Genomic DNA, 24242 nt, shown 5'->3' on the forward strand with positions numbered 1-24242 from the left:
ATCAAATTTAGCGTGCTGATATGGCTCAGTTGGTAGAGCGCACCCTTGGTAAGGGTGAGGTCCCCAGTTCGACTCTGGGTATCAGCACCAGTTACATGGGTTAAAGTTCGGTAGTTGTAGAAAAGAATTTACCTGGCGGCAATAGCGCGGTGGTCCCACCTGACCCCATGCCGAACTCAGAAGTGAAACGCCGTAGCGCCGATGGTAGTGTGGGGTCTCCCCATGCGAGAGTAGGACACTGCCAGGTATCAAATCAAGTAAAGACCCCATGCCAAAAGCGTGGGATTTTTGCTTTTCTACTATTCGATAAATATCTACATACCAATAAACGGCTAGTAACCGATAATAGATTGCCTCAATCGCCACTACCTTCCATATAATATATCTGAAATTACATCGCCAAATGACACTTAACTACCTATATCTGCAGAGGATTTTTGTATTTTTGCAGTATATAAAATGATTATGGCTGCTCACTATATTTTATAGGCTGAAATTTCAGCAATGAAACATTTTCAGGTTGCAGCAGATTGCTCGACTTTCCTCCAAAAATCCGCTATCTTCAGGCATCTAGAAGTCTAAACGTATAAATGGATATATTGAGGATATAGGCATGCCAATTCGGGTTCCTGATGAATTACCAGCAGTGAGTTTTTTACGTAATGAGAATGTTTTTGTTATGACCTCATCGCGTGCAAAAACTCAGGAAATTCGTCCCCTGAAGGTGTTGGTTTTAAATCTGATGCCTAAAAAAATTGAGACGGAAAATCAATTCCTGCGTTTACTCTCGAACTCACCCCTACAGATTGATATTCAATTGTTGCGAATTGATAGTCGCGAGTCAAAAAATACGCCAGCTGAGCACCTGAACAACTTTTATTGTGATTTTGAAGATATTCAGGAGCAAAATTTTGACGGGCTTATTGTGACAGGAGCTCCCCTGGGCTTGATCGATTTCTGTGATGTTGCTTATTGGCCGCAAATTGAGCGTATTATTGCCTGGGCAAAAGACCATGTAACCTCAACTTTATTCGTGTGTTGGGCGGTACAGGCAGCTTTAAATATCTTATATGGTATTCCTAAAATGACGCGTGAGACTAAACTCTCAGGTATTTACCAGCATCAAACAGATAAACCAATGGCGCTACTCACGCGTGGTTTCGATGAGACATTCTTGGCCCCACACTCTCGTTATGCCGATTTCCCCGTCGAGGTACTTCAGCAATACACTGATCTGGATATTCTGGTTTCCTCAGAAGAGGCCGGTGCATATTTATTTGCCAGTAAAGACAAGCGGGTCGCTTTTGTAACCGGTCATCCTGAATATGATGTTGATACCTTAGCGGGAGAATATCAACGTGATCTGGCTGCTGGTCTGAATCCACAAATCCCACTCAATTATTTCCCCAATGATGATGCTTCATTATCCCCCAAAGCATCCTGGCGTAGCCACGGGCATCTGTTATTTGCTAACTGGTTGAACTACTACGTTTACCAAATCACACCATTTGATTTACGTCATATGAATCCGACTCTCGACTAACTTTTCCCCTCCCAGAATGTTAATAAAGGCGGCTGAATCGAGCCGCCTTTCTATTTTTTGCTCGAATATACCCCATTCATCTTAACTTAAACTGGTCTGATCTCTTTATCAAACAACGAGTTACCATGAGATAAAGTCATTAATGGAAGCTAGTTCCTATCTATCTAATACTCACCATTATGTTAACGATATGATAAATAAAGATTAAAAAAATATTTTAAATAAAAATGGAAATCGTTTTTGATTTTCTTAATTAATTGATTATTCTTAGTCCTGTCGGGGTGAAAAGTGACCATATAATCTAGCCTTCAATTTCCGGTTGGAACACATTATCCGATACGAAGCCAAGAATGACGCTACATTAGCGTTGATGTGAAAGCGGTGAAATTGGAAAGGGGAAGGGAAATGACACAACAGTTAGTCGGCACGGAGTTAGTTTTTACACAGCATTTTAATGCTGCTGAAAGACAGGTTTTACCGGATGAAGCGATCGAATTCTTGACCGATTTGGTGGTGAAATTCGCACAGTTACGTCGTGAACTCCTTGCCTTACGGGTATCCTGGCAAAAAAATATCGACCAAGGTGCCTTGCCGGATTTTTTTTCGGAAACTAATTCCATTCGTGAGAGTGACTGGAAGATTCAGGGGATTCCTGCTGACTTACGTGATCGTCGGGTAGAGATTACGGGGCCGGTTGAGCGCAAAATGGTGATTAATGCTCTCAATGCTAACGTAAAAGTCTTTATGGCTGATTTTGAAGACTCGTTGGCACCAAGCTGGGACAAAGTGATTGATGGTCAAATTAACCTGCATGATGCGGTAAAAGGTACGATTTCCTATGCAAATGAATCTGGCAAGATTTATCAGCTCAAACCCAACCCTGCGGTACTGATTGCGCGAGTTCGCGGCCTGCACTTGCCGGAGAAACATGTGAAATGGCAGGGGGAAGATATTCCTGGTGGTCTGTTCGACTTCGCTTTGTATTTCTATCATAACTATAAGCAATTACTTGCCAATGGCAGCAGCCCTTATTTTTATTTGCCGAAGATGCAGTCTTATCAGGAAGCTGCTTGGTGGAGTGATGTTTTCACCTTTACCGAGCAGCGCTTCGACTTACCGCAAGGCACCATTAAAGCCACGGTATTAATTGAAACATTACCTGCCGTGTTCCAAATGGATGAAATCCTCTACCACCTGCGCCATCACATTGTTGGACTCAATTGTGGTCGTTGGGACTATATCTTCAGCTATATCAAAACACTGAAAAACCACAGTGATCGTGTGTTGCCAGACCGCCAATCGGTCACCATGAATAAACCATTCCTGAGCGCGTATTCTCGTTTATTGATCAAAACCTGCCATAAACGCGGTGCTTTAGCGATGGGGGGCATGGCAGCATTTATCCCGAATAAAGATCCGGTAAAAAATGCGCAAGTACTGGATAAAGTCCGGGCGGATAAAGAGTTAGAAGCCAGTAATGGCCATGATGGTACATGGGTCGCCCATCCAGGACTGGCCGATACCGTGATGGAAGTCTTTAACAAGGTGCTGGGTGACCGGCCAAATCAATTAGAGGTTAGCCGAGCGCAGGACCAACCTATCACCGCAGCTGAATTGTTGGAGCCTTGCAGCGGTGAACGCACGGAAGAAGGGATGCGCGCCAATATCCGGGTTGCTGTGCAATACATTGAAGCATGGATATCTGGCAATGGTTGCGTGCCGATTTATGGACTGATGGAAGATGCTGCGACAGCAGAGATTTCCCGTACTTCTATCTGGCAATGGATACATCACCAGAAAAACCTGAGTAATGGTCAAACGGTGACGAAAGAGCTGTTCCGAAATATGTTGAGTGAAGAAATGCAGGTGGTGAAGCTGGAGCTTGGCGCAGAGCGATTTGATAGCGGGCGGTTTGAAGAAGCTGCGCGTTTGATGGAGCGAATTACAACACAAGACGAGCTTATCGACTTCCTGACACTACCCGGCTACGCACTATTAGCCTGAAATACCTTTCGTCCTTGAAGTTGCAGCGGTGTTAGCTACGTTTATTCGCCCGAATCACTGACTTGTATCAGCTCATCGGGACTCGTTCGCTTGCTGCCTGGCTGCAACGCCAATGACTTTAGGTATCAAATCCTATTTAACCCTACAAAATTAAATAATAAGGAATATCGCCATGACTACCTCTCGTACTCAACAAATTCAGCAATTGGAACAGGAATGGAAATCACCGCGCTGGGAGGGCATTATTCGCCCGTATAGTGCCGAAGAAGTGATTAAATTACGTGGTTCAGTCAACCCAGAGTGCACTTTGGCGCAGCACGGTGCGAAGAGATTGTGGGAATTACTGCACGGCAAATCGCGTAAAGATTATATCAACTGTTTAGGTGCGTTAACCGGTGGTCAGGCGCTGCAACAGGCGAAGGCAGGGGTTGAGGCCATTTATCTGTCAGGCTGGCAGGTCGCGGCTGATGCTAACACCGCATCCAGCATGTATCCGGATCAGTCGCTATACCCGGTTGACTCCGTTCCCGCAGTGGTTAAACGTATCAATAACAGTTTCCGTCGCGCAGATCAGATTCAATGGTCAAATAATATTGAGCCAGGTAGCAAAGGTTATACCGACTATTTCCTGCCGATTGTAGCCGATGCGGAAGCCGGTTTTGGTGGTGTGCTGAACGCATTCGAATTGATGAAGGCTATGATTGAGGCGGGTGCTGCCGGCGTACATTTTGAAGACCAACTGGCTGCCGTGAAGAAATGTGGTCATATGGGCGGTAAAGTTTTGGTACCGACTCAGGAAGCGATTCAGAAGTTGGTTGCCGCCCGTCTGGCTGCTGATGTTCTCGGTGTGCCAACACTGCTGATTGCCCGTACCGATGCTGATGCCGCTGATTTGCTGACTTCTGATTGTGACCCGCATGATAGCGAATTCATTACTGGCGATCGCACTGCTGAAGGATTCTTCCGCACTCATGCTGGTATTGAGCAAGCCATCAGTCGCGGCCTGGCTTATGCCCCGTATGCAGATTTGGTGTGGTGCGAAACCTCAACGCCAGATTTGGCGCTAGCTAAACGTTTTGCTGATGCGATTCACGCACAATTCCCAGGTAAATTATTGGCTTACAATTGCTCTCCATCGTTTAACTGGAAAAAGAACCTGACGGACCAACAGATTGCCAGCTTCCAGGACGAGCTGTCGGCAATGGGTTACAAATACCAATTTATTACACTGGCGGGTATCCACAGCATGTGGTTCAACATGTTCGATCTGGCGCATGCTTACGCACAGGGAGAAGGCATGAAACACTATGTTGAGAAGGTTCAGCAGCCAGAATTTGCCGCTGTTGAGCGCGGCTACACTTTCGCGTCTCATCAACAGGAAGTGGGTACCGGCTACTTTGATAAAGTCACCAATATCATTCAGGGCGGTGAGTCTTCCGTGACAGCATTGACCGGCTCGACGGAAGAACAGCAATTTTAGCTCCACTATTTGAGTGAAAGAGTGTGTTATCAAGAGCCTGCTTATGCAGGCTCTGTTCCGTATGACGGAGGTGAGTATGGTGACAAAGCTGGAACAATTAATCGCGCAAACAATTTTGCAGGGGTTTGATGCTCAATATGGCCGCTTTCTGGAGATCACTGCGGGGGCGCAACATCGTTTTGAGCAGGCTGATTGGCATGCGGTACAGCAGGCGATGAAAAAGCGTATTCACCTCTATGATAGTCATGTGGGTCTGGTGGTGGAGCAATTGAAACACATCACTGATCAGCGCTGTTTTGATGTGAATTTTCTAACGCGAGTAAAAGATATTTATACCGACTTGCTCCCCGATTATCCGCGCTTTGAAATCGCTGAAAGTTTTTTTAATTCAGTCTATTGTCGGTTATTTAAACACCGCGATTTAACCCCGGATAAGCTGTTTGTTTTCAGTTCACAACCGGAGCGGCGCTTTCGTGAAATTCCCCGTCCCTTGGCGCGTGATTTTGCCCCCAAGGGAGATTTGAGCGGTATGTTGCAGGTGGTACTCAATGATTTGCCGCTGCGTTTACCTTGGGAAGATCTGCCCCGCGATATCGGCTACATTGCGACTGCATTGCGGCAAAACTTTACCGATGAGCAACTGGCAGCAGCGCGGTTTCAAATTGCTAATGAACTGTTTTATCGTAATAAAGCCGCTTGGTTGGTGGGGAAACTGCGACTGGCTGACGAGGTCTATCCATTTCTGCTACCTATCCATCACAATGAATCAGGCGGGCTATTTATTGATACCTGCCTCACCAGCAAGGCCGAGGCTAGTATTGTGTTCGGTTTCGCCCGTTCATATTTTATGGTTTATGCCCCCTTACCTGCGGCAATGGTGGAATGGCTGCGGGAAATCTTGCCGGGCAAATCGACTGCTGAACTGTATATGGCGATTGGCTGCCAAAAACACGGTAAAACCGAAAGCTATCGTGAATACCTAACCTTTGTTCATCAATCCAGCGAACAGTTTATTATTGCGCCTGGGGTCAAAGGGATGGTGATGTTGGTATTTACTCTGCCATCATTTGACCGGGTTTTTAAGATCATTAAAGATCAGTTCGCGCCACAAAAAGAAGTCAGTCAGGCGAGAGTCTTAGAGTGCTATCAATTGGTTAAAGAACATGACCGAGTAGGGCGAATGGCGGATACCCAAGAGTATGAGAATTTTGTGATTGATAAGCATCGCATCAGTGCAGAATTACTGACTGAATTACAGCGGGAAGTACCGGAAAAACTGGAAGACTTAGGCGACCAAATCATCATTAAACACCTTTATATGGAGCGGCGGATGACGCCATTGAATCTCTATATGGAGCAGGCAAATGATCAGCAGTTGAAGGATGCTATTGAAGAATACGGTAATGCCATTAAACAACTGGCGGCGGCGAATATTTTCCCCGGCGACATGTTATTTAAGAACTTCGGGGTAACTCGTCATGGGCGCGTAGTGTTCTACGATTATGATGAAATTTGTTATATGACTGAGGTGAATTTCCGCGATATCCCGCCGCCACGTTATCCGGAAGATGAGATGGCCAGTGAGCCGTGGTATAGCGTATCTCCCAATGATGTTTTCCCCGAAGAATTTCGCCATTTCTTATGTAGTGACCGCAAAGTTCGGCACTTTTTTGAGGAAATGCACAGCGACTTGTTCCATGCCAGTTACTGGCGTGGTTTGCAGCAGCGTATCCGTGATGGGCATGTGGAGGATGTTTTTGCCTATCGACGAAAACAACGCTTCTCCCAGCGGACTTTAAATTAACGGCTACTGCGTGTGCGGATTTTGGGCTTGCGCTGTGCTCGAACTCCTCGCGTATTACATATACGCTCCAGGTTCTGCGCGCAGGGCGCACCCAAACTCCTTTCGCTCGCTACGCCTTGGTTGGATTGAAAAATACAGATGAATAACGATATCAAATGAAGGGGAATCGTGCCGTTGGGGTCGTAGCGGCGTGAGCCGCCGGAGTGCCCCTAGGTGCGGTAAACCCTTAGATCACTGTGCTTAATCTACGGCGTCTTTACGATCTGCTTGTTCTCACCGAACGACAAAGTTTTTATGCATTCGATTATTTAATTAATTACGATTCCCGCCGCCGTATGATTGAGTGATTTCTTTCGCAGCATGAATAACCAATGCGCCTAGCTCTGTGACACGATCGTCGGTAATGCGCGATATCGGGCCGGAAATAGAAATTGCGGCAAAGGCTTCGTGATGTTCATCGAACAGACAGGCGGCGATACAGCGTAGACCGAGGGCATGTTCTTCATCATCAAATGAATAACCCTGCTTGCGAATCAGCGCCAGATTCTCTTTCAAACTAGCAGGGCTGGTGCGGGTATGCTGCGTGTAGGCATGCAGCCCCTTTTTATGTAAAAGCTGGACCAGTTGCTCGTCTGGCAGGGTGGAGAGAAATGCTTTACCGGCACCCGAGGCATGCATGGGTAGCTTGCCTCCAATCGGAGCGGACATCCGCATCAGAGCGGTACATTGTACTTGATCGATAATAATGGCCTGATAGTCACTGTGATCCAGCACTGCCAGATTGACGGTTTCACCAGATTCATCCATTAAACGTCGCAGCATGGGGTGAACCATAGCCAGTAAATTGCGGCTTTGCAAAAAGCTGCTGCCGACAATAAAGGCGTGTGCGCCCATCGTCCAAAGGCCTAAATCCCCCACTTGGCGAACGAAACCTTGCTGTTGCATGGTGGTTAACAGGCGGTGAGTGGTGGAATTAGGTAAACCCGCCTGTTGTGCTAAGTCTGTCAGTGCGACACTACCCTGTGCTTCGGAAATATATTCCAGTAATTTAAGGCCCCGGGTCAATGATTGAACCTGGCCAGTTGGAGCTGTCGCCATTTGCGCAGCTGCCTTGGGTTTCTTCCCCCGTTTGATCGCAATCGGTAACGCCATAAATAAGCCTCTTGTCTATTATTATGGAACTCATTTTCGTTTTTAATTATGCATGAAAACTTCAGGAATTGCTCATCCGATGAGTTTGGTTTCCTACCTGAAAAAGTCTCAACTGTGACTGGACTCATTACATTGACAACTTGTGCTAGGATGACAGATGAATTTTTCAGCATGTCTGATACGAATAAACAATTAAAGATGCATCGGATAATGGCAAGGCAACAGGGTAAAGAGGCGACAGTGGTGGACACAGTAACAAATAATAAGGTTAAGGAATTACACCAACAATTAGCACAACGGATCTTGGTGTTGGATGGTGGCATGGGAACCATGATCCAGAGCTATCGACTGGAAGAGGCGGATTACCGTGGTGCGCGCTTTGCTGATTGGCCCAGTGATCTGAAAGGGAATAATGATTTATTGGTGCTCTCCAAGCCTGAAGTCATTACTGCGATTCACAATGCCTATCTTGAAGCCGGCGCTGACATTCTCGAAACCAATACCTTCAACTCCACCTCCATTGCTATGGCGGATTACCAGATGGAGTCGCTGTCAGCTGAAATGAATTATGAAGCTGCCCGACTGGCCCGTCTCTGTGCTGATGAATGGACTGCCCGCACACCTGACAAACCACGCTATGTTGCCGGGGTGCTTGGACCGACCAACCGCACCGCATCTATTTCACCGAAAGTGAATGATCCGGCATTTCGTAATGTCAGTTTTGATCAGTTGGTTGAGGCTTACCGTGAATCGACCCGTGCCCTGATTGAGGGGGGTGTTGATTTAATTATGATTGAAACGGTTTTCGATACCCTGAATGCCAAAGCAGCCACCTTTGCTGTCGAAACTGAATTTGAAGCTATGGGTATGCTGTTGCCGGTGATGATTTCCGGCACCATTACCGATGCTTCTGGTCGTACTCTCTCCGGCCAAACCACTGAAGCTTTTTATAACTCTCTGCGCCACGTGAAGCCGCTCTCTTTTGGCCTAAACTGTGCTTTGGGACCGGATGAGTTACGTCAATATGTCGCTGAGCTATCACGAATTTCTGAATATTATGTCAGTGCGCACCCGAATGCCGGTTTGCCGAATGCCTTTGGTGAATATGATCTGGAAGCCAAAGAGATGGCCGAACAGATTGGTGAGTGGGCGCGGGCAGGGTTTTTAAATATTGTCGGCGGGTGCTGCGGTACCACGCCACGACATATCGCCGCGATGGTTAAAGCTGTCGCTGGCGTTGCACCACGTCCGTTGCCGGATATTCCGGTCGCTTGCCGTTTAGCAGGGCTGGAACCCCTGACAATCGATGCTAATACGCTGTTTGTTAACGTCGGTGAACGGACAAACGTCACGGGTTCGGCTCGCTTTAAGCGGCTGATAAAAGAAGAGAAATATGGCGAAGCGCTCGATGTGGCTCGTCAGCAGGTTGAAAGTGGCGCGCAAATCATCGATATCAATATGGATGAGGGCATGTTGGATGCTGAAGCTGCTATGGTGCGCTTCCTGAATCTGATTGCCGGTGAACCCGATATTGCCCGGGTGCCGATTATGATCGACTCCTCCAAATGGGATGTTATCGAAAAAGGTCTGAAATGTATTCAGGGTAAAGGCATCGTTAACTCCATTTCGATGAAAGAGGGTGTCGATGCCTTTATTCATCATGCCAAGCTGGTGCGGCGCTATGGTGCAGCGATGGTGGTGATGGCGTTTGATGAGCAGGGGCAGGCTGATACTCGCGCGCGTAAGATAGAGATTTGCCGCCGCGCCTATAAAATTCTGACTGAAACCGTTGGCTTCCCGCCGGAAGATATTATTTTTGACCCGAATATTTTCGCCGTCGCTACCGGGATTGAAGAACATAACAACTACGCCGTCGACTTTATTGAAGCTTGTGCCGATATCAAAGCCGAACTGCCGCATGCCATGATTTCAGGCGGAGTCTCCAACGTTTCGTTCTCCTTCCGTGGTAATGATCCGGTGCGGGAAGCTATTCATGCGGTATTCCTTTATTACGCCATTCGTAATGGAATGGATATGGGGATCGTGAATGCCGGACAGTTGGCAATCTATGACGATCTGTCAGATGAACTGCGTAATGCAGTTGAGGATGTCATTCTTAATCGTCGTGATGACAGCACTGAGCGCCTGCTGGATCTGGCAGAAAAATACCGTGGCAGTAAGAGTGATGAGGTGGCGATTCAGCAAGCGGAATGGCGCGGCTGGCCGGTGAAAAAACGTCTGGAATACTCACTGGTTAAAGGGATTACCGAGTTCATAGAGCTGGATACTGAGGAAGCCCGCCAACAGGCCGATCGGCCAATCGAGGTTATCGAAGGGCCACTGATGGCAGGGATGAATGTGGTGGGTGACTTATTTGGCGAGGGGAAAATGTTCCTGCCGCAGGTGGTAAAATCCGCCCGAGTGATGAAACAAGCGGTTGCCTATCTCGAACCTTATATTGAAGCCAGTAAACAGAAAGGCACTACGGCCGGTAAAATCTTGCTGGCGACAGTTAAAGGTGATGTACACGACATCGGCAAAAACATTGTCGGTGTGGTGTTGCAGTGTAATAACTATGAAATCATAGACTTGGGTGTGATGGTGCCGACCGAAAAAATTCTGCGTACCGCGCGGGAAGAAAAGGTCGATATTATCGGTTTATCCGGCCTGATTACGCCATCGCTTGATGAGATGGTGAATGTCGCTAAAGAGATGGAGCGTCAGGGGTTTACCTTGCCGCTGCTGATTGGGGGGGCTACCACTTCCAAAGCACACACCGCGGTTAAAATTGAGCAGAACTACAGTGGGTCTACCACTTATGTCTCTAACGCATCGCGCAGTGTTGGCGTAGTTTCAGCATTGTTATCTGATACGCAAAGAGATGATTTTATAGCGAAAACTCGCAAAGAATACGAAACTGTCCGCATTCAACATGCGCGAAAAAAACCACGTACTCCGCCGGTCAGTTTGCAAGTGGCACGAGATAACCAAACCGTTATTGATTGGGAAAACTACACTCCACCGGTGGCACATAAGTTAGGCGTGCAGGCGGTGGAAGCCAGCATAGAAACTCTACGTAACTACATCGACTGGACGCCATTCTTTATGACCTGGTCGCTGGCGGGGAAGTATCCGCGCATTCTGGAAGATGAAGTGGTCGGTGAAGAGGCCAAACGCCTGTTTGCTGATGCTAATGAGATGCTGGATAAACTATCAGCGGAGGGGTTACTGCATCCAAAAGGTGTCGTCGGGCTATTTCCGGCCAACAGTGTCGGCGATGATATCGAAATTTATCATGATGAAAGACGTGATGAAGTGCTGGTGGTTAGTCATCACTTACGCCAGCAAACCGAAAAAACCGATTTTCCGAACTATTGTCTGGCTGATTACGTCGCACCTAAATCCAGCGGTAAAGCTGATTATTATGGTGCCTTTGCGGTCACTGGCGGGTTGGAAGAGGATGCATTGGCCGATGCCTATGATGCTCAACATGATGATTACAATAAAATCATGATTAAGGCGCTGTCTGACAGGCTGGCAGAGGCTTTTGCGGAATATCTGCATGAGCGGGTGCGTAAGGTGTATTGGGGCTTCTCACCGAATGAAAATCTGAGCAACGAAGAGTTAGTGCGGGAAAATTATCAAGGGATCCGCCCGGCTCCGGGGTATCCGGCTTGCCCAGAGCACACAGAGAAAGGCCAAATCTGGCAGTTGCTGGATGTGGAAACTCATACCGGGATGAAACTGACGGAGTCCTATGCCATGTGGCCTGGGGCATCGGTATCGGGCTGGTATTTCAGTCATCCGGATAGTAAATATTTTGCTGTGGCGCAGATTCAGCGCGATCAAGTTGAAGATTACGCTGCCCGTAAAGGTATGCCGGTAGGTGAAGTCGAGCGCTGGCTGGCCCCGAACCTGGGTTATGATGCTGATTGATTGACGCTTAGATGAGATGTTGCAGGGGAGCCTATCACTCACCTGCAATACTCATTTCTTGGGGTATTAGATAATTATCTATTTTTTCTCTTTATCTACCGGTTTACCTGACCAATAACCTGCCAGCAGTGAGCCAGATAAGTTATGCCAAACCGAGAACAGCGCGCCTGGCAGTGCGGCCAAGGGGGAGAAGTAAATCTTACCCAGAGTGGCGGCTAATCCTGAATTTTGCATCCCGACTTCAATTGCCAATGTGCGACAGGTTGACTCATCAAAACCAAACAGTTTCCCACCCCAGTATCCGCTTAGCAAACCAATACCGTTATGCAGAATAACCGCAATAATCACCACGAAACCGACAGAAGCAATATGGCTCTGGCTACCGGCGACTACCGCACTAATAATGGCGACAATACAAACCATTGATATTGCTGGCAGATAAGGCTCGATACGTTTGACGGTTTTAGTGAAGGTATGATGGACAATCAGGCCCGCAGTAATAGGAATAACCACGATTTGCAGAATACTTTTGAGCATACCGACGATATCCACACTGATGGTGGCATCCACATATAAACGAGTCAGCAGTGGGGTAGCGAATACGCCGACCAATGTCGAAACAGCAGAGATAGTCACGGAGAGCGCAACATCACCTTTAGCTAGATAAATCATGACATTGGATGCTGTTCCGCTGGCAACACTGCCGACTAATACCATTCCGGCAGACAGATCGGGTGGCATACGGAATAAGATTGCCAGAATCCAAGCGGTGAGTGGCATAATCAGATAATGCAGGAATGTTGCCGCCGCGACGGGGGCCGGGCGCGATAACACGCGTTTGAAATCATCTAATCGCAAAGTCACCCCCATCGCAAACATAATAAGCATCAATAGCGGGCCAACATAGGGGCCAATGCCGACAAAGGTTGTCGGGCGGAAATAGGCCGCAACTGAGAGCAGTAATGCCCAGAGTGGGAACAGCCGGGTAATTTTGGCTAACATGAAGCGAGTATCCTTAATCGTCAGTGTTAGAGATAAGAAAACCGGACGAAAGCGCCCGGTTTGTTATAAAACTACATTATTGTATTGCTGGTTATTTAAACAATTCAGTTATTTAAACAATTTAGTTATTCAAATAATCAGTTATTCAAAGAGATTGTGATGCAGTGTTTGCACCACTTTCTCGGCATCAGTGCCCGGTACCAGGAAGCACAGGTTGTGGCTGCTGGCTCCGTAACAAATCATACGGATATTGAATGGGTCAAGCACGCCAAACACCTCTTTACCCACCCCGCAGGCTTGCGATAGGTTGTTCCCGATAATCGCCACCAATGCCAGGTTTTCTTCCACTTCAACCCGGCACAGGGAGGAAAGCTCTGTCAACAATGAGCTGGTCAACAAGCTATCGCCAGTCGATGTCGAGCCCGTGGTATCCAGTGTCAGTGCTACACTCACTTCAGAGGTGGTTATCAAATCAACCGAGATATTGTGGCGCGCCAGAATGTTAAAAACTTCGGCCAGAAAACCGCGTGCGTGCAGCATATTCAGGCTATGCAGGGTTAGCAGAGTTTGTTTACGGCGTAATGCTAAGGCCCGGAATAGCGGAGGGTTGTACGTTTCATTGCACACCAAGGTACCGCCTGCTTCGGGATCTTTGCTCGATCCGACAAATACTGGGATATCGCTACGCACGGCCGGTAATAAAGTTGCCGGATGCAGCACTTTGGCACCAAACGTCGCCATTTCAGCAGCTTCTTCAAAAGCGATTTTATCAATACGTTTTGCACCGGGAACTACCCGCGGGTCAGTGCTATAAATCCCTGGAACATCCGTCCAGATATCAATGCGGCTGACATTCAGCGCTTCTCCCAACAATGCAGCCGTGTAATCACTGCCACCTCGGCCTAGCGTGGTGGTGCGACCTTTACTTTCGCTACCAATAAAACCTTGCGTTACGATAATGGCATGCTCGATACGTGGCGCTAATTGGGTCTGGGCCAGTTCGGATAATGCGTGGGTATCTGGCTCGGCTCGGCCAAAGCGATCATTAGTGCGCATAATCTTGCGCACATCAAACCATTCCACCGCCACCTGGCGTTGGCGTAACAGTTCGACAAACAATAATGTCGACATTAATTCGCCGTGGCTGACCAGTTCATCCGTCAGTGCTGCCGAGGTAGCCAGACTGGCCGCTTCTGACAGCATGGCAATGTTCTCCAGCATGCGGTCAATTTCTTCACGAATAACGGCTGGGCCAGAAAGTTTAGCGAGAATGCTGTATTGAATGCGGCGGATTTCATCTAAATGAAGGGCGCGAGTTTCCTGTTCGCAACCATCGGCCAGCGCGACCAACAGATTGGTTATCCCGGCTGAAGCCGACAAAATTACCAAACGAACATCCGGGTTCGATAAAACGACGTCCGCGCTGCGACTCATGGCATCAAAATCAGCCACACTAGTACCACCAAATTTGGCGACTACCGTCTGGGATGGGGCACTGCGAGCTTGTTGTTGTGAAGACTGTTGTTGTGAAGCCTGTCGTTGTGAAGCGGAAATCATCTAAAAAACCTCGTGTCAGATGCCATCTCGGGTGGTCGGCGGTATTTTTCTCTGTACAAGGAAATAACGGGTTATCCACTTTCTGTCAATGAAATGGCTATGAGGTATTTTCATATTTAATAATATGCTCTCTCATATCACTAAATTGATTGGATACTGGCCTGAATGTGAGCGGCCACTATACTCGTCATACTTCAAGCTGCATGTGCGTTGGCTGCCTTCGCGCACCCCAGTCACTTCCCTCATGTAAGCTCCTGGGGATTTACTCAGTTGCTGCCTTCCTGCAACTCGAATTATTTAGAGTATCTGATTGAAGGTCTTCAGATTATGATTAAAAATCTTAAGATGAACCGAGGTATTGAGAAACATGGATCAGATCAATAGTTGTTTCGAGAGATAATACCTATCGCAAGAAAAGAGATCTCAATCACAGGGTAACAGGATACAATCAAAGTATTCGTTTCATTAATCCTTAAGCCTAGAAGAGCGCCGCTATGAAAAATATTAATCCTAGTCAAACCGCTGCCTGGAAAGCGTTACAGCAACACTTTGAACAGATGAAAGATGTCACTATCAGTAGTCTGTTTGCCAAGGACGACCAGCGTTTTAGCCAATTTTCAGCGACTTTTGACGATCAAATGCTGGTGGATTTCTCCAAAAACCGCATTACCAGCGAAACCATGGAAAAACTGCAAGCTCTGGCTAAAGAAACTGATCTGGCTGGTGCAATTAAGGCCATGTTCTCTGGTGAGAAAATCAACCGCACCGAAGATCGTGCTGTGCTGCATATTGCTCTGCGTAACCGCAGCAATACGCCGATTGTGGTCGATGGCAAAGATGTGATGCCAGAAGTAAACGCGGTACTGGCGAAAATGAAACAGTTCTGTGACCGTGTGATTGGCGGCGAATGGAAAGGCTATACCGGCAAAGCGATTACTGATGTGGTAAATATCGGTATCGGTGGTTCAGATCTCGGCCCTTACATGGTGACCGAAGCGCTGCGTCCGTATAAAAATCATCTGAATATGCATTTCGTTTCTAACGTGGATGGCACTCATATTGCTGAAACGTTGAAACCCCTAAATCCAGAAACCACACTGTTCCTGGTCGCATCAAAAACCTTTACGACTCAAGAAACCATGACTAACGCTCACAGTGCACGTGACTGGTTCTTGTCTACCGCGAGTGATGAGAAACATGTTGCTAAACACTTTGCGGCATTGTCGACCAATGCTAAAGCCGTAGGCGATTTTGGTATTGATACCGACAATATGTTTGAGTTCTGGGATTGGGTCGGTGGCCGTTATTCCCTGTGGTCTGCTATTGGCTTGTCTATCGCGCTGTCAGTTGGTTTCGCAAACTTCGAACAGTTGCTCAGTGGCGCACATGCTATGGATAAACACTTTGCAGAAACTCCGGCTGAGAAAAACCTGCCGATTCTGCTGGCGTTGATTGGCATCTGGTACAACAATTTCTTTGGCGCAGAAACCGAAGCTATCCTGCCATATGACCAATATATGCACCGTTTCCCGGCTTACTTCCAGCAGGGCAATATGGAATCCAACGGTAAATATGTTGGCCGTGATGGTAAACCAGTTGATTACCAGACTGGCCCAATTATTTGGGGTGAGCCTGGTACTAACGGCCAGCATGCGTTTTATCAGTTGATCCATCAGGGCACCAAATTGGTTCCTTGTGACTTTATCGCACCGGCTATCAGTCATAACCCACTGAGTGACCACCACGCGAAACTGCTGTCTAACTTCTTCGCACAGACCGAAGCCCTGGCTTTCGGCAAATCATTGGCAGAAGTTGAAGCAGAATTTGCTGCTGCAGGTAAAACACCTGAGCAAGTGGCTCATGTTGCGCCATTCAAAGTTTTCGAAGGCAACCGCCCAACCAACTCTATCTTGCTGCGCGAAATCACACCCTTCAGCCTGGGTGCATTGATTGCGCTGTATGAGCACAAGATCTTCACACAAGGGATTATCCTGAATATCTACACCTTCGACCAATGGGGTGTGGAGCTGGGTAAACAACTGGCTAACCGTATTTTACCAGAACTGGCAGATGACAAAGATGTCACCAGCCATGACAGTTCTACCAATGCGTTGATTAACCGTTTCAAGAGCTGGCGTTAAGCTAACGGGCTAAGCTCTTTGATCCGCGCTTATTAGCCCCTTACTAATGTAAGGGGCTTTTTTTGGGTCCGGATCATTTCACCTACTTTCAATAGGAGTATTTATGGCCAAAAATTCGCGCTCACAGTGGATAGCCAAAAATCTACAGCGTTTACTGAATGTGGGGTTGATTGCATTGGCCGCTATTTTGGTGGTCTTTCTGATAAAAGAAACCTTCCATCTCGGCAAGGTTTTATTCGTCAATAATCAGGATGCGTCTTCTTACATGCTGATTGAAGGGATTGTGATCTACTTTCTGTATTTCGAGTTTATCGCATTGATTGTTAAGTACTTTGAGTCCGGTTATCACTTCCCACTACGCTATTTTATTTATATTGGGATCACCGCAATTATCCGGCTGATCATTGTCGATCATGAAAATCCAATTGATACGCTGATTTATTCGGGTTCGATATTGCTGCTGGTGGTGACTTTGTATTTAGCCAATACCGAGCGGCTGAAGCGCGAATAAAAATGGCGGCCATCAAGGCCGCCAAAGACACAGTACCAGAGGGAAAATACAGCAAGTGAAGCAGCGGCATAAATTTAAATAACTGATAATACGGATAGAAGGGGAAATGTTCCGTTCGGGTCGTAGTGGTGTAAGCCACCGGAGCGCCCGTAGGAACAGTCACCCCTTTAGCATCAATTTAACCTTTCACTCCACCTGCCGTGAGGCCACCGACCAGCCAGCGTTGCGCCAGTAAGAAGACGGCGGTGATAGGGATGGCCGATAACACGGCGGCAGCGGCAAAATCGCCCCACAGATAGTTTTGCGGGTTTAAGTATTGCTGCATACCCACTGCCAGAGTGTAGCTGTCCACATCGCGCAACAGCAGAGACGCGACCGGAACTTCGGTAATCGCGGCAATAAACGACAGAATAAAGACGACAGCTAAAATCGGCACCGACAGTGGCAACAGCACCAACCTAAAAGCTTGCCATGGTGTAGCGCCGTCCAGAGCGGCGGCTTCTTCCAATGAGTTATCAATGGTTTCGAAATAGCCTTTGATGGTCCAAACATGCAGGGCAATCCCCCCCATATAAGCAAAAATCACGCCGCCGTGAGTATTCAACCCAATAAACGGCATATATTGCCCCAGGCGGTCGAACAGGGCATATAACGCCACCAGTGACAACACTGCGGGGAACATCTGGAAAATCAGCATACTTTTAAGCAAGGTATCTTTGCCGCGAAAACGCATGCGGGCAAAGGCGTAAGCACAAGTGGTGGAGAGGGTGACAATGCCAATGGCGGTAATCACCGCAATTTTGACTGAGTTCCACAACCATAACATCACCGGGAATGGTGGCGGAGTCACGCTACCATCAGCATGGGTTACACTCATGCCCAGAGCCAGTTTCCAGTGTTCCCAGGAGATTTGATCCGGGATCAGGCTGCCAGTGGCAAAGTTACCGGGCCGCAGTGAAATGGTAATCACCATCAGTAGCGGGAACATAATCAGCGCGATAAAGCACAGCATTAAGAAATGAGTGCCAAATAGACGCAAACGCTGGGATTTAGGTTGAACCATAGCCATCTGCATCTCCTCCTTAGTCAAAATTCATTTTGCTGGCTTTCAAATTCAGTATCGCAAGTGCGCCTACCAGAATGAAAATCAGTGTTGCAATTGCCGCTGCCAGCCCGAAGTCTTGCCCACCCCCACCTTCAAAGGCAACACGATAGGTATAGTTAACTAGCAAATCGGTATATCCCGCTGGGGTGCTGGTACCAATCATATCCGGGCCGCCTCGCGTTAATAACTGAATCAGAACGAAGTTATTAAAGTTAAAGGCAAAACTGGCAATCATTAGCGGGGTCAGCGGCTTAATCAGTAGCGGGAAGGTGATACGGAAAAAATTCTGGAAAGGCCCTGCACCGTCCATAGCCGATGCTTCATATAAGTCATCAGGGATGGCTTTTAACAGCCCCATACAGAGGATCATCATGTAGGGATAACCCAGCCAGGTATTCACAATCAAAATCATACTTTTAGCAGTAATGGGGTCACTGAACCATTCGGGTTTGATACCAAATAGCTGATTAAGCATCAGGTTAATTTCCCCGAAGCTTTGGTTAAATAACCCTTTGAAGATCAAAATTGAGATAAATGACGGAACCGCGTAGGGCAATATCAGCAGCACGCGATAGATAGCTTTCCCTTTCAGGGCATCCCATTGCACCACGCAAGCCAGCACCATACCGACGGCAACGGTCAGGATGACACTCAAGACTGAGAAGAGGATGGTCCAGATAAAGATCGAGATAAAGGGCTTTTGGATACCTTCATCTTGCAGTACCCGCAGGAAGTTTTTCCAGCCGATGGTGATAGTAAAACCGGGGCTGAGTTTTTCATTTTCCCACTGACCGTCAGCATTGATTGCCTGATAAAAGCCAGTATCAAGGTTTGGTCGATATATCACACCTGTCTGCTGATTTTTGAGTTCTTTACCGTCAGCAGCTAATGTGTAAAGCGGGCTGGTTTCGGCGAATTGACGCAGTGAACTCATGCGTAGCTCGCCCCCATTGGGCAAGACTGCCACCACGCCACTGAGTGCCTGACGATTTTGGGTAATAATCCGCAGTGAAGCACGCTCGCCAGTCTGTTCAGCGCTGGCAGGGGCAAGGTGTAGTAACTGTCCATTGACCGCATCAAAGCTGAAAGGCTCTGAAATCAGTACGTTACTATCATCCGGGTTCGTCAGTTGTAAACGCCATTGGTTATCGCTGGGGTAAAGACCAAAAGTATAGGTTTTACCGGTCTGGAATTGTCTATCCAGTAATACTGATTGGGCGCGTTCAAAGGTTAATTGGTTGGTACTGCTGTAATTGGTAAAGGCAATGGCAATAGTACAAATCAAGGGGAACAGAACAAATAGGCCCATCCCTGCTACGCCGGGATAAACATAACGCCAGGCATAAGCACGGCGATTGGCGAAAACGTACAGCCCTAGAGTCACCAGAATCAGCGTCACGATGGCAAAAAGATATTCGCCTTGAGAATACATCAACACGATTAAATAGCAGGTGAATAAGCTTAATATGCTGATAATAAGCCACTTAAGCGCATCACTTTGCCACCAGGCGGTTTTCTTTTTACGGTTTTGGTATTCGGTGTGGGATAACTGCATAATGTTCCCTTAAGCTCATTCTATCAGCGACTTCTACGACTGAAAACGGTGTCGGGCACAGCGAACCGCGCCCCTTTTGCAGGTGAAACAGTTACTTAACTATACGGGCTGCTGCGTCGTTCAATGCAGCTTCCACGGTTTGACGCCCACTGATGGCGTTCAACACTGCACTGCGGGTTGCATACCAGAAGGCGGCCATTTGCGGAATATTTGGCATGATTTCGCCTTTGGTGGCGTTAGCCATAGTTGCCGCAATACGCGGGTCTTTTGCCAATTGCTCCTGGAATGATTTCAGTGCAACAGCGCCCAGAGGCTTATCTTTATTGACTTCAGCCAGGCCTTGGTCAGTTATCAGATAGTTTTCCAGGAATTCAGTCGCCAGTTCTTTGTTCGGACTGGCGGCGTTAATACCGGCAGTTAGAACACCCACGAACGGCTTGGAAGGTTGGCCGTGGAAGGTTGGCAGTAACGTCACGCCGTAGTTGATTTTACTTTTATCAATGTTAGACCATGCCCACGGGCCATTGATAGTCATCGCTGTTTCGCCTTTGTTAAAGGCCGCCTCTGCGATGGAGTAATCAGTATCAGCATTGATGTGTTTGTTCTTCACCAGATCGACAATAAATTGCAGGCCTGCTTTAGCTCCGGCATTATTCACGCCAACGTTTTTGACATCATAGACGCCGTTTTCAGATTTGAAGGCATAACCACCGTCAGCGGCGATAAGTGGCCAGGTGAAGTAGGGTTCTTGCAGGTTCCACATGATGGCGCTCTTGCCATTAGCACGCAGGGTAGTATCCAGTGCAGGAATTTCTTCCCAAGTCTTCGGTGCTTCTTTGATCAGGTCTTTGTTGTAAATCAGGGACAGTGCTTCGACCGCCACTGGGTAACCAATCAGTTTGCCATTAAAGCGCACGGCGTCCCATGTGAACGGGAACAGTTTGTCCTGGAAGGCTTTAGATGGGTGCAATTCGGCCAGCAAACCAGATTGCGCGTAGCCACCAAAGCGGTCATGTGCCCAGAAGATAATGTCTGGGCCATCACCGGTCGCAGCCACTTGTGGGAATTTTTCTTCCAGTTTATCTGGGTGCTCGATAGTGACTTTGATACCGGTATCTTTTTCAAATTTCTTACCGACTTCCGCCAACCCGTTATAGCCTTTATCGCCATTAATCCAGATAACCAGTTTACCTTCTTCAATCTTGGCAAAAGCAGAGGAAGAGAGCACCAGTGTGGTTAACGCTGAAAGAGCCAAAACACGTGCGGTCTTACCAATGCCGGATTTTGTGAAGCTGCGAGTCATAATCCAATCCTTTTATCCAATTTTGTGGGTACCGACTTTCTTGTGAGTCATTACATCTATCTTATTGCACTGACCAAAACATTTATTACAGGGACTAATACATTACGCTGACATATTGAGTCACAACTGGATACAGCATCATCCTCCCCCTCTCTACGCCCCCCAACGAGTTATTGTGACCGACTTAACACTGCAGCCTATTCTGTGGTGTCAGACACAATAATGTAGGTCGAAATTTGCGTGTCAGGTCACGTATTTGTATTTGTGATGGAACTTCTACTCGCAGTGGTCGTTCCCTCATCCTCCCATCTCCTCCCCCATGAAAAACTTTGTTACGGATGATTACCAAATAGTGCGACTGCCGCATTATCGCCGTCATTGAAACAGCGTCACCAACCAAATGTGGTTGTTCGGTTAATTACTACCCAGGTCGATCAGGACGTTGCAGCGTTAACCAACGTGCGGCCCTATACTCAGGCCGCGACGTCGTCCGGGGCAACCTTGCTCAGGCATGGCGGTACGGCGCGCAGCAAGAGAGTCATCAGGGGACTGGGAGTAATCGATGGGTCATGCCGGAATTTGCTTCCGCCATTTTTCTTCAGTCAGGTTCACATGAAAAGTTGTTTGCGTAAGCAAAGGAGTAACAGATGGCTAATGTAACGCTGAGCGGCGTTTATAAGGCCTTTGGTGAGGCTGTGATTTCCAAAGACATCAATTTGGAAATCAATGACGGTGAGTTTGTTGTCTTTGTTGGGCCATCCGGGTGTGGAAAGTCAACGCTGCTGCGGATGATTGCCGGTCTTGAGGATATTACCTCGGGTGAGTTGTTGATTGGCGGTAAACGGATGAATGAAGTGCCACCGTCAGAGCGCGGTATTGGCATGGTGTTTCAGTCATATGCGCTTTATCCCCATCTATCTGTGGCAGAAAACATGTCTTTCGGCCTGAAGTTGGCCGGTGCGAAGAAAGCAGAAATTAACCAACGAGTGAATCAGGTAGCGGAAGTGCTGCAACTGGCTCACCTGCTGGAACGCCGACCTAAAGCGCTATCCGGTGGCCAACGCCAGCGTGTGGCCATCGGCCGTACCTTGGTCGCCGAGCCGGATGTCTTCCTGCTTGATGAACCGCTTTCCAACCTGGATGCGGCACTGCGAGTGCAGATGCGTATTGAGATATCACGCCTCCATAAGCGTCTACAACGCACCATGATTTACGTCACCCACGATCAGGTCGAAGCCATGACATTGGCCGACAAAATTGTGGTGCTGGATGCCGGCAATGTGGCGCAAGTCGGTAAGCCACTGGAACTGTACCACTATCCAGCCAACCGCTTTGTCGCGGGCTTTATCGGCTCGCCAAAAATGAATTTTTTACCGGTTAAAGTGACCGCCGTTGAACCTCATCAGGTGCAGATCGAACTGCCAAATCCTAATGGCCAGTTAGTGTGGCTGCCGGTGGAAGGTGAGCGAGTTCATGTCGGTGCAAATATGTCTTTGGGTATCCGTCCGGAACATCTGCTGCCAAGCAGTGCCTCTGAAGTCACGCTGGAAGGTGAGATTCAGGTGGTAGAGCAACTGGGTAATGAGACTCAAATTCACATCCAAATCCCTGCAATACGTCAAAACCTGGTCTACCGCCAGAACGACGTGGTGCTGGTAGAAGAAGGTGCAACATTCGCCATCGGTCTGCCGCCATACCGTTGCCATCTTTTCCGTGAAGATGGCACTGCGTGTAAGCGATTGTACCAAGAACTGGGCGTCTAGTTACCACGACGGTCGGTTTCGGAAAATGTTAAGCACGCATGCCGACAGGCAAATATAACAGGAGATTACTGATGACTACTCTGCGCAAGTTACCGATAGCACTGGCTGTTGCCGCTGGTGTCCTTTCCACTCAAGCTCTGGCTGTTGATTTCCACGGGTATGCGCGCTCCGGTATCGGCTGGACGGGAAGTGGCGGTGAACAACAATGTTTCAAAACAACCGGTGCTCAAAGTAAATACCGTCTGGGTAACGAGTGTGAAACTTATGCGGAACTTAAATTAGGCCAGGAATTGTGGAAAGAAGGCGATAAAAGCTTCTATTTAGATACCAACGTCGCCTATTCCGTTTCACAACGTGATGATTGGGAATCCACCGATCCGGCTTTCCGCGAAGCCAACGTGCAGGGTAAGAATCTGATTGAATCCTTGCCGGGTTCCACCATGTGGGCCGGTAAACGTTTCTATCAACGTCATGACGTCCATATGATTGACTTCTACTACTGGGATATTTCCGGCCCAGGTGCAGGTTTAGAAGCCATTGATCTGGGCTTCGGTAAATTGTCTGTGGCAGCAACTCGTAACTCAGAAGCGGGTGGTTCAAGCGCCTGGATCAATAATCAGCGCAAAGATGCCGATAAAACCATCAACGATGTGTATGACATCCGTTTAGCCGGTTTAGAAACCAACCCAGGCGGCTCATTGGAATTCGGTGTGGACTATGGCCGCGCCAACACCCAGGACGATTATTCATTAGCACCTAATGCTTCTAAAGATGGCGTGTTACTGACCGCTGAACATACCCAAAGCATGATGGGTGGCTTTAACAAATTTGTGGTCCAGTATGCGACTGACTCTATGACTTCATGGAACAGCGGCCATTCACAAGGGACGTCTATAAACAACAACGGCCACATGCTGCGTGTTATCGACCACGGTGCCATCAATCTGGCAGAGAAGTGGGACATGATGTATGTCGCGTTGTATCAGGATACTGACTGGGACAACAACAACGGCACCACATGGTACAGCGTGGGTGTGCGCCCAATGTACAAATGGACGCCAATCATGAGTACCTTGCTGGAAGCGGGCTACGACAATGTTAAGTCACAACGTACTGGTGACCGTAACGGTCAATACAAACTGACCCTGGCACAACAATGGCAGGCAGGTGACAGCATTTGGTCTCGTCCGGCAATCCGTGTCTTCGCAACTTATGCTAATTGGGATGAGAAGTGGGGCTACAACAATGTTGATAAAAGCCCAGACAATGGGTTAGCGCAAAACGGGACCATTGGTACCGATAGCCGTGGTAAGAGCAATGAAGTGACCTTCGGCGCGCAATTCGAAGCTTGGTGGTAACAAAAGTAATACAGCCGTCCTTTGGGGC

At 47.9% G+C, this 24242-nt stretch carries 15 protein-coding genes, 1 tRNA gene, 1 rRNA gene and 1 pseudogene; 12 read left to right on the forward strand and 6 right to left on the reverse strand.

Annotation, left to right across the window (positions count from 1 at the left end):
* Positions 1–14: 14 nt before the first annotated feature.
* From ACF3VQ_RS01470 to aceK, 6 genes are all read left to right on the forward strand, one after another.
* Positions 15–90: transfer RNA gene (locus ACF3VQ_RS01470), tRNA-Thr, on the forward strand.
* A gap of 41 nt (positions 91–131) precedes the next feature.
* Positions 132–247, forward strand: a 5S ribosomal RNA gene (gene rrf, locus ACF3VQ_RS01475).
* 366 nt (positions 248–613) lie between these two features.
* The gene (metA, locus tag ACF3VQ_RS01480) at positions 614–1543 is read left to right on the forward strand and encodes a homoserine O-succinyltransferase (protein WP_392433100.1); all 930 of its coding nucleotides are present in this window, start codon (positions 614–616) and stop codon (positions 1541–1543) included.
* Between the two features lie 405 nt (positions 1544–1948).
* The gene (gene aceB / locus ACF3VQ_RS01485) at positions 1949–3547 is read left to right on the forward strand and encodes a malate synthase A (RefSeq protein WP_392433101.1); all 1599 of its coding nucleotides are present in this window, start codon (positions 1949–1951) and stop codon (positions 3545–3547) included.
* A gap of 172 nt (positions 3548–3719) precedes the next feature.
* Positions 3720–5027, forward strand: coding sequence for an isocitrate lyase (gene aceA / locus ACF3VQ_RS01490; protein WP_019080130.1), 1308 nt, complete (start codon positions 3720–3722; stop codon positions 5025–5027).
* Between the two features lie 76 nt (positions 5028–5103).
* Positions 5104–6831: a bifunctional isocitrate dehydrogenase kinase/phosphatase gene (gene aceK / locus ACF3VQ_RS01495; protein WP_392433102.1), complete on the forward strand. Its 1728-nt coding sequence runs from the start codon at positions 5104–5106 to the stop codon at positions 6829–6831.
* 312 nt (positions 6832–7143) lie between these two features.
* Here aceK and iclR read toward each other — a convergent pair whose 3' ends face one another.
* A complete protein-coding gene (iclR, locus tag ACF3VQ_RS01500; protein ID WP_392433103.1) occupies positions 7144–7983 on the reverse strand; it encodes a glyoxylate bypass operon transcriptional repressor IclR in 840 nt (279 codons plus the stop codon).
* Positions 7984–8223: 240 nt separating this feature from the next.
* On the opposite strand from iclR, the gene metH reads away from it, so the two are divergent.
* A complete protein-coding gene (gene metH, locus ACF3VQ_RS01505) occupies positions 8224–11919 on the forward strand; it encodes a methionine synthase (RefSeq protein ID WP_392435404.1) in 3696 nt (1231 codons plus the stop codon).
* 78 nt (positions 11920–11997) lie between these two features.
* Here the strand turns inward: metH and panS are convergent, their stop codons facing one another.
* Positions 11998–12921, reverse strand: a complete 924-nt coding sequence (gene panS, locus ACF3VQ_RS01510; protein WP_392433104.1) for a ketopantoate/pantoate/pantothenate transporter PanS — start codon at positions 12919–12921, stop codon at positions 11998–12000.
* A gap of 141 nt (positions 12922–13062) precedes the next feature.
* The gene (lysC, locus tag ACF3VQ_RS01515) at positions 13063–14478 is read right to left on the reverse strand and encodes a lysine-sensitive aspartokinase 3 (protein ID WP_392433105.1); all 1416 of its coding nucleotides are present in this window, start codon (positions 14476–14478) and stop codon (positions 13063–13065) included.
* Between the two features lie 494 nt (positions 14479–14972).
* Between lysC and pgi the strand changes: the two genes are divergently transcribed.
* Positions 14973–16619, forward strand: a complete 1647-nt coding sequence (gene pgi / locus ACF3VQ_RS01520) for a glucose-6-phosphate isomerase (protein ID WP_392433106.1) — start codon at positions 14973–14975, stop codon at positions 16617–16619.
* 103 nt (positions 16620–16722) lie between these two features.
* The gene (gene psiE / locus ACF3VQ_RS01525; protein WP_004705335.1) at positions 16723–17130 is read left to right on the forward strand and encodes a phosphate-starvation-inducible protein PsiE; all 408 of its coding nucleotides are present in this window, start codon (positions 16723–16725) and stop codon (positions 17128–17130) included.
* A gap of 178 nt (positions 17131–17308) precedes the next feature.
* Here the strand turns inward: psiE and malG are convergent, their stop codons facing one another.
* The 3 genes from malG to malE form a co-directional block, all read right to left on the reverse strand.
* Entirely contained in the window at positions 17309–18199 is an 891-nt protein-coding gene (malG, locus tag ACF3VQ_RS01530) for a maltose ABC transporter permease MalG (protein ID WP_005165723.1), read from the reverse strand.
* A gap of 13 nt (positions 18200–18212) precedes the next feature.
* Positions 18213–19790, reverse strand: a complete 1578-nt coding sequence (malF, locus tag ACF3VQ_RS01535; RefSeq protein WP_392433107.1) for a maltose ABC transporter permease MalF — start codon at positions 19788–19790, stop codon at positions 18213–18215.
* Between the two features lie 91 nt (positions 19791–19881).
* A complete protein-coding gene (gene malE / locus ACF3VQ_RS01540; RefSeq protein WP_005165720.1) occupies positions 19882–21093 on the reverse strand; it encodes a maltose/maltodextrin ABC transporter substrate-binding protein MalE in 1212 nt (403 codons plus the stop codon).
* Positions 21094–21495: 402 nt separating this feature from the next.
* On the opposite strand from malE, the pseudogene ACF3VQ_RS01545 reads away from it, so the two are divergent.
* The 3 genes and pseudogenes from ACF3VQ_RS01545 (at position 21496) to ACF3VQ_RS01555 (ending at position 24214) form a co-directional block, all read left to right on the forward strand.
* Positions 21496–21725 (forward strand): annotated as a pseudogene (locus ACF3VQ_RS01545) (hypothetical protein).
* Positions 21726–21740: 15 nt separating this feature from the next.
* Positions 21741–22856: a maltose/maltodextrin ABC transporter ATP-binding protein MalK gene (gene malK / locus ACF3VQ_RS01550; RefSeq protein WP_050078159.1), complete on the forward strand. Its 1116-nt coding sequence runs from the start codon at positions 21741–21743 to the stop codon at positions 22854–22856.
* 71 nt (positions 22857–22927) lie between these two features.
* Positions 22928–24214, forward strand: coding sequence for a maltoporin (locus ACF3VQ_RS01555; protein WP_392433108.1), 1287 nt, complete (start codon positions 22928–22930; stop codon positions 24212–24214).
* Positions 24215–24242: the final 28 nt, after the last annotated feature.

This window comes from Yersinia fenwicki, assembly GCF_043099325.1.
GTDB lineage: Bacteria > Pseudomonadota > Gammaproteobacteria > Enterobacterales > Enterobacteriaceae > Yersinia.

Bases quoted from the DNA above. Each gene is read 5' to 3' on its own strand.
- metA (WP_392433100.1), top strand. From the start codon at position 614: ATGCCAATTCGGGTTCCTGATGAATTACCAGCAGTGAGTTTTTTACGT.
- aceB (WP_392433101.1), top strand. From the start codon at position 1,949: ATGACACAACAGTTAGTCGGCACGGAGTTAGTTTTTACACAGCATTTT.
- aceA (WP_019080130.1), top strand. From the start codon at position 3,720: ATGACTACCTCTCGTACTCAACAAATTCAGCAATTGGAACAGGAATGG.
- aceK (WP_392433102.1), top strand. From the start codon at position 5,104: ATGGTGACAAAGCTGGAACAATTAATCGCGCAAACAATTTTGCAGGGG.
- iclR (WP_392433103.1), bottom strand. From the start codon at position 7,983: ATGGCGTTACCGATTGCGATCAAACGGGGGAAGAAACCCAAGGCAGCT.
- panS (WP_392433104.1), bottom strand. From the start codon at position 12,921: ATGTTAGCCAAAATTACCCGGCTGTTCCCACTCTGGGCATTACTGCTC.
- lysC (WP_392433105.1), bottom strand. From the start codon at position 14,478: ATGATTTCCGCTTCACAACGACAGGCTTCACAACAACAGTCTTCACAA.
- pgi (WP_392433106.1), top strand. From the start codon at position 14,973: ATGAAAAATATTAATCCTAGTCAAACCGCTGCCTGGAAAGCGTTACAG.
- psiE (WP_004705335.1), top strand. From the start codon at position 16,723: ATGGCCAAAAATTCGCGCTCACAGTGGATAGCCAAAAATCTACAGCGT.
- malG (WP_005165723.1), bottom strand. From the start codon at position 18,199: ATGGCTATGGTTCAACCTAAATCCCAGCGTTTGCGTCTATTTGGCACT.
- malF (WP_392433107.1), bottom strand. From the start codon at position 19,790: ATGCAGTTATCCCACACCGAATACCAAAACCGTAAAAAGAAAACCGCC.
- malE (WP_005165720.1), bottom strand. From the start codon at position 21,093: ATGACTCGCAGCTTCACAAAATCCGGCATTGGTAAGACCGCACGTGTT.
- malK (WP_050078159.1), top strand. From the start codon at position 21,741: ATGGCTAATGTAACGCTGAGCGGCGTTTATAAGGCCTTTGGTGAGGCT.
- ACF3VQ_RS01555 (WP_392433108.1), top strand. From the start codon at position 22,928: ATGACTACTCTGCGCAAGTTACCGATAGCACTGGCTGTTGCCGCTGGT.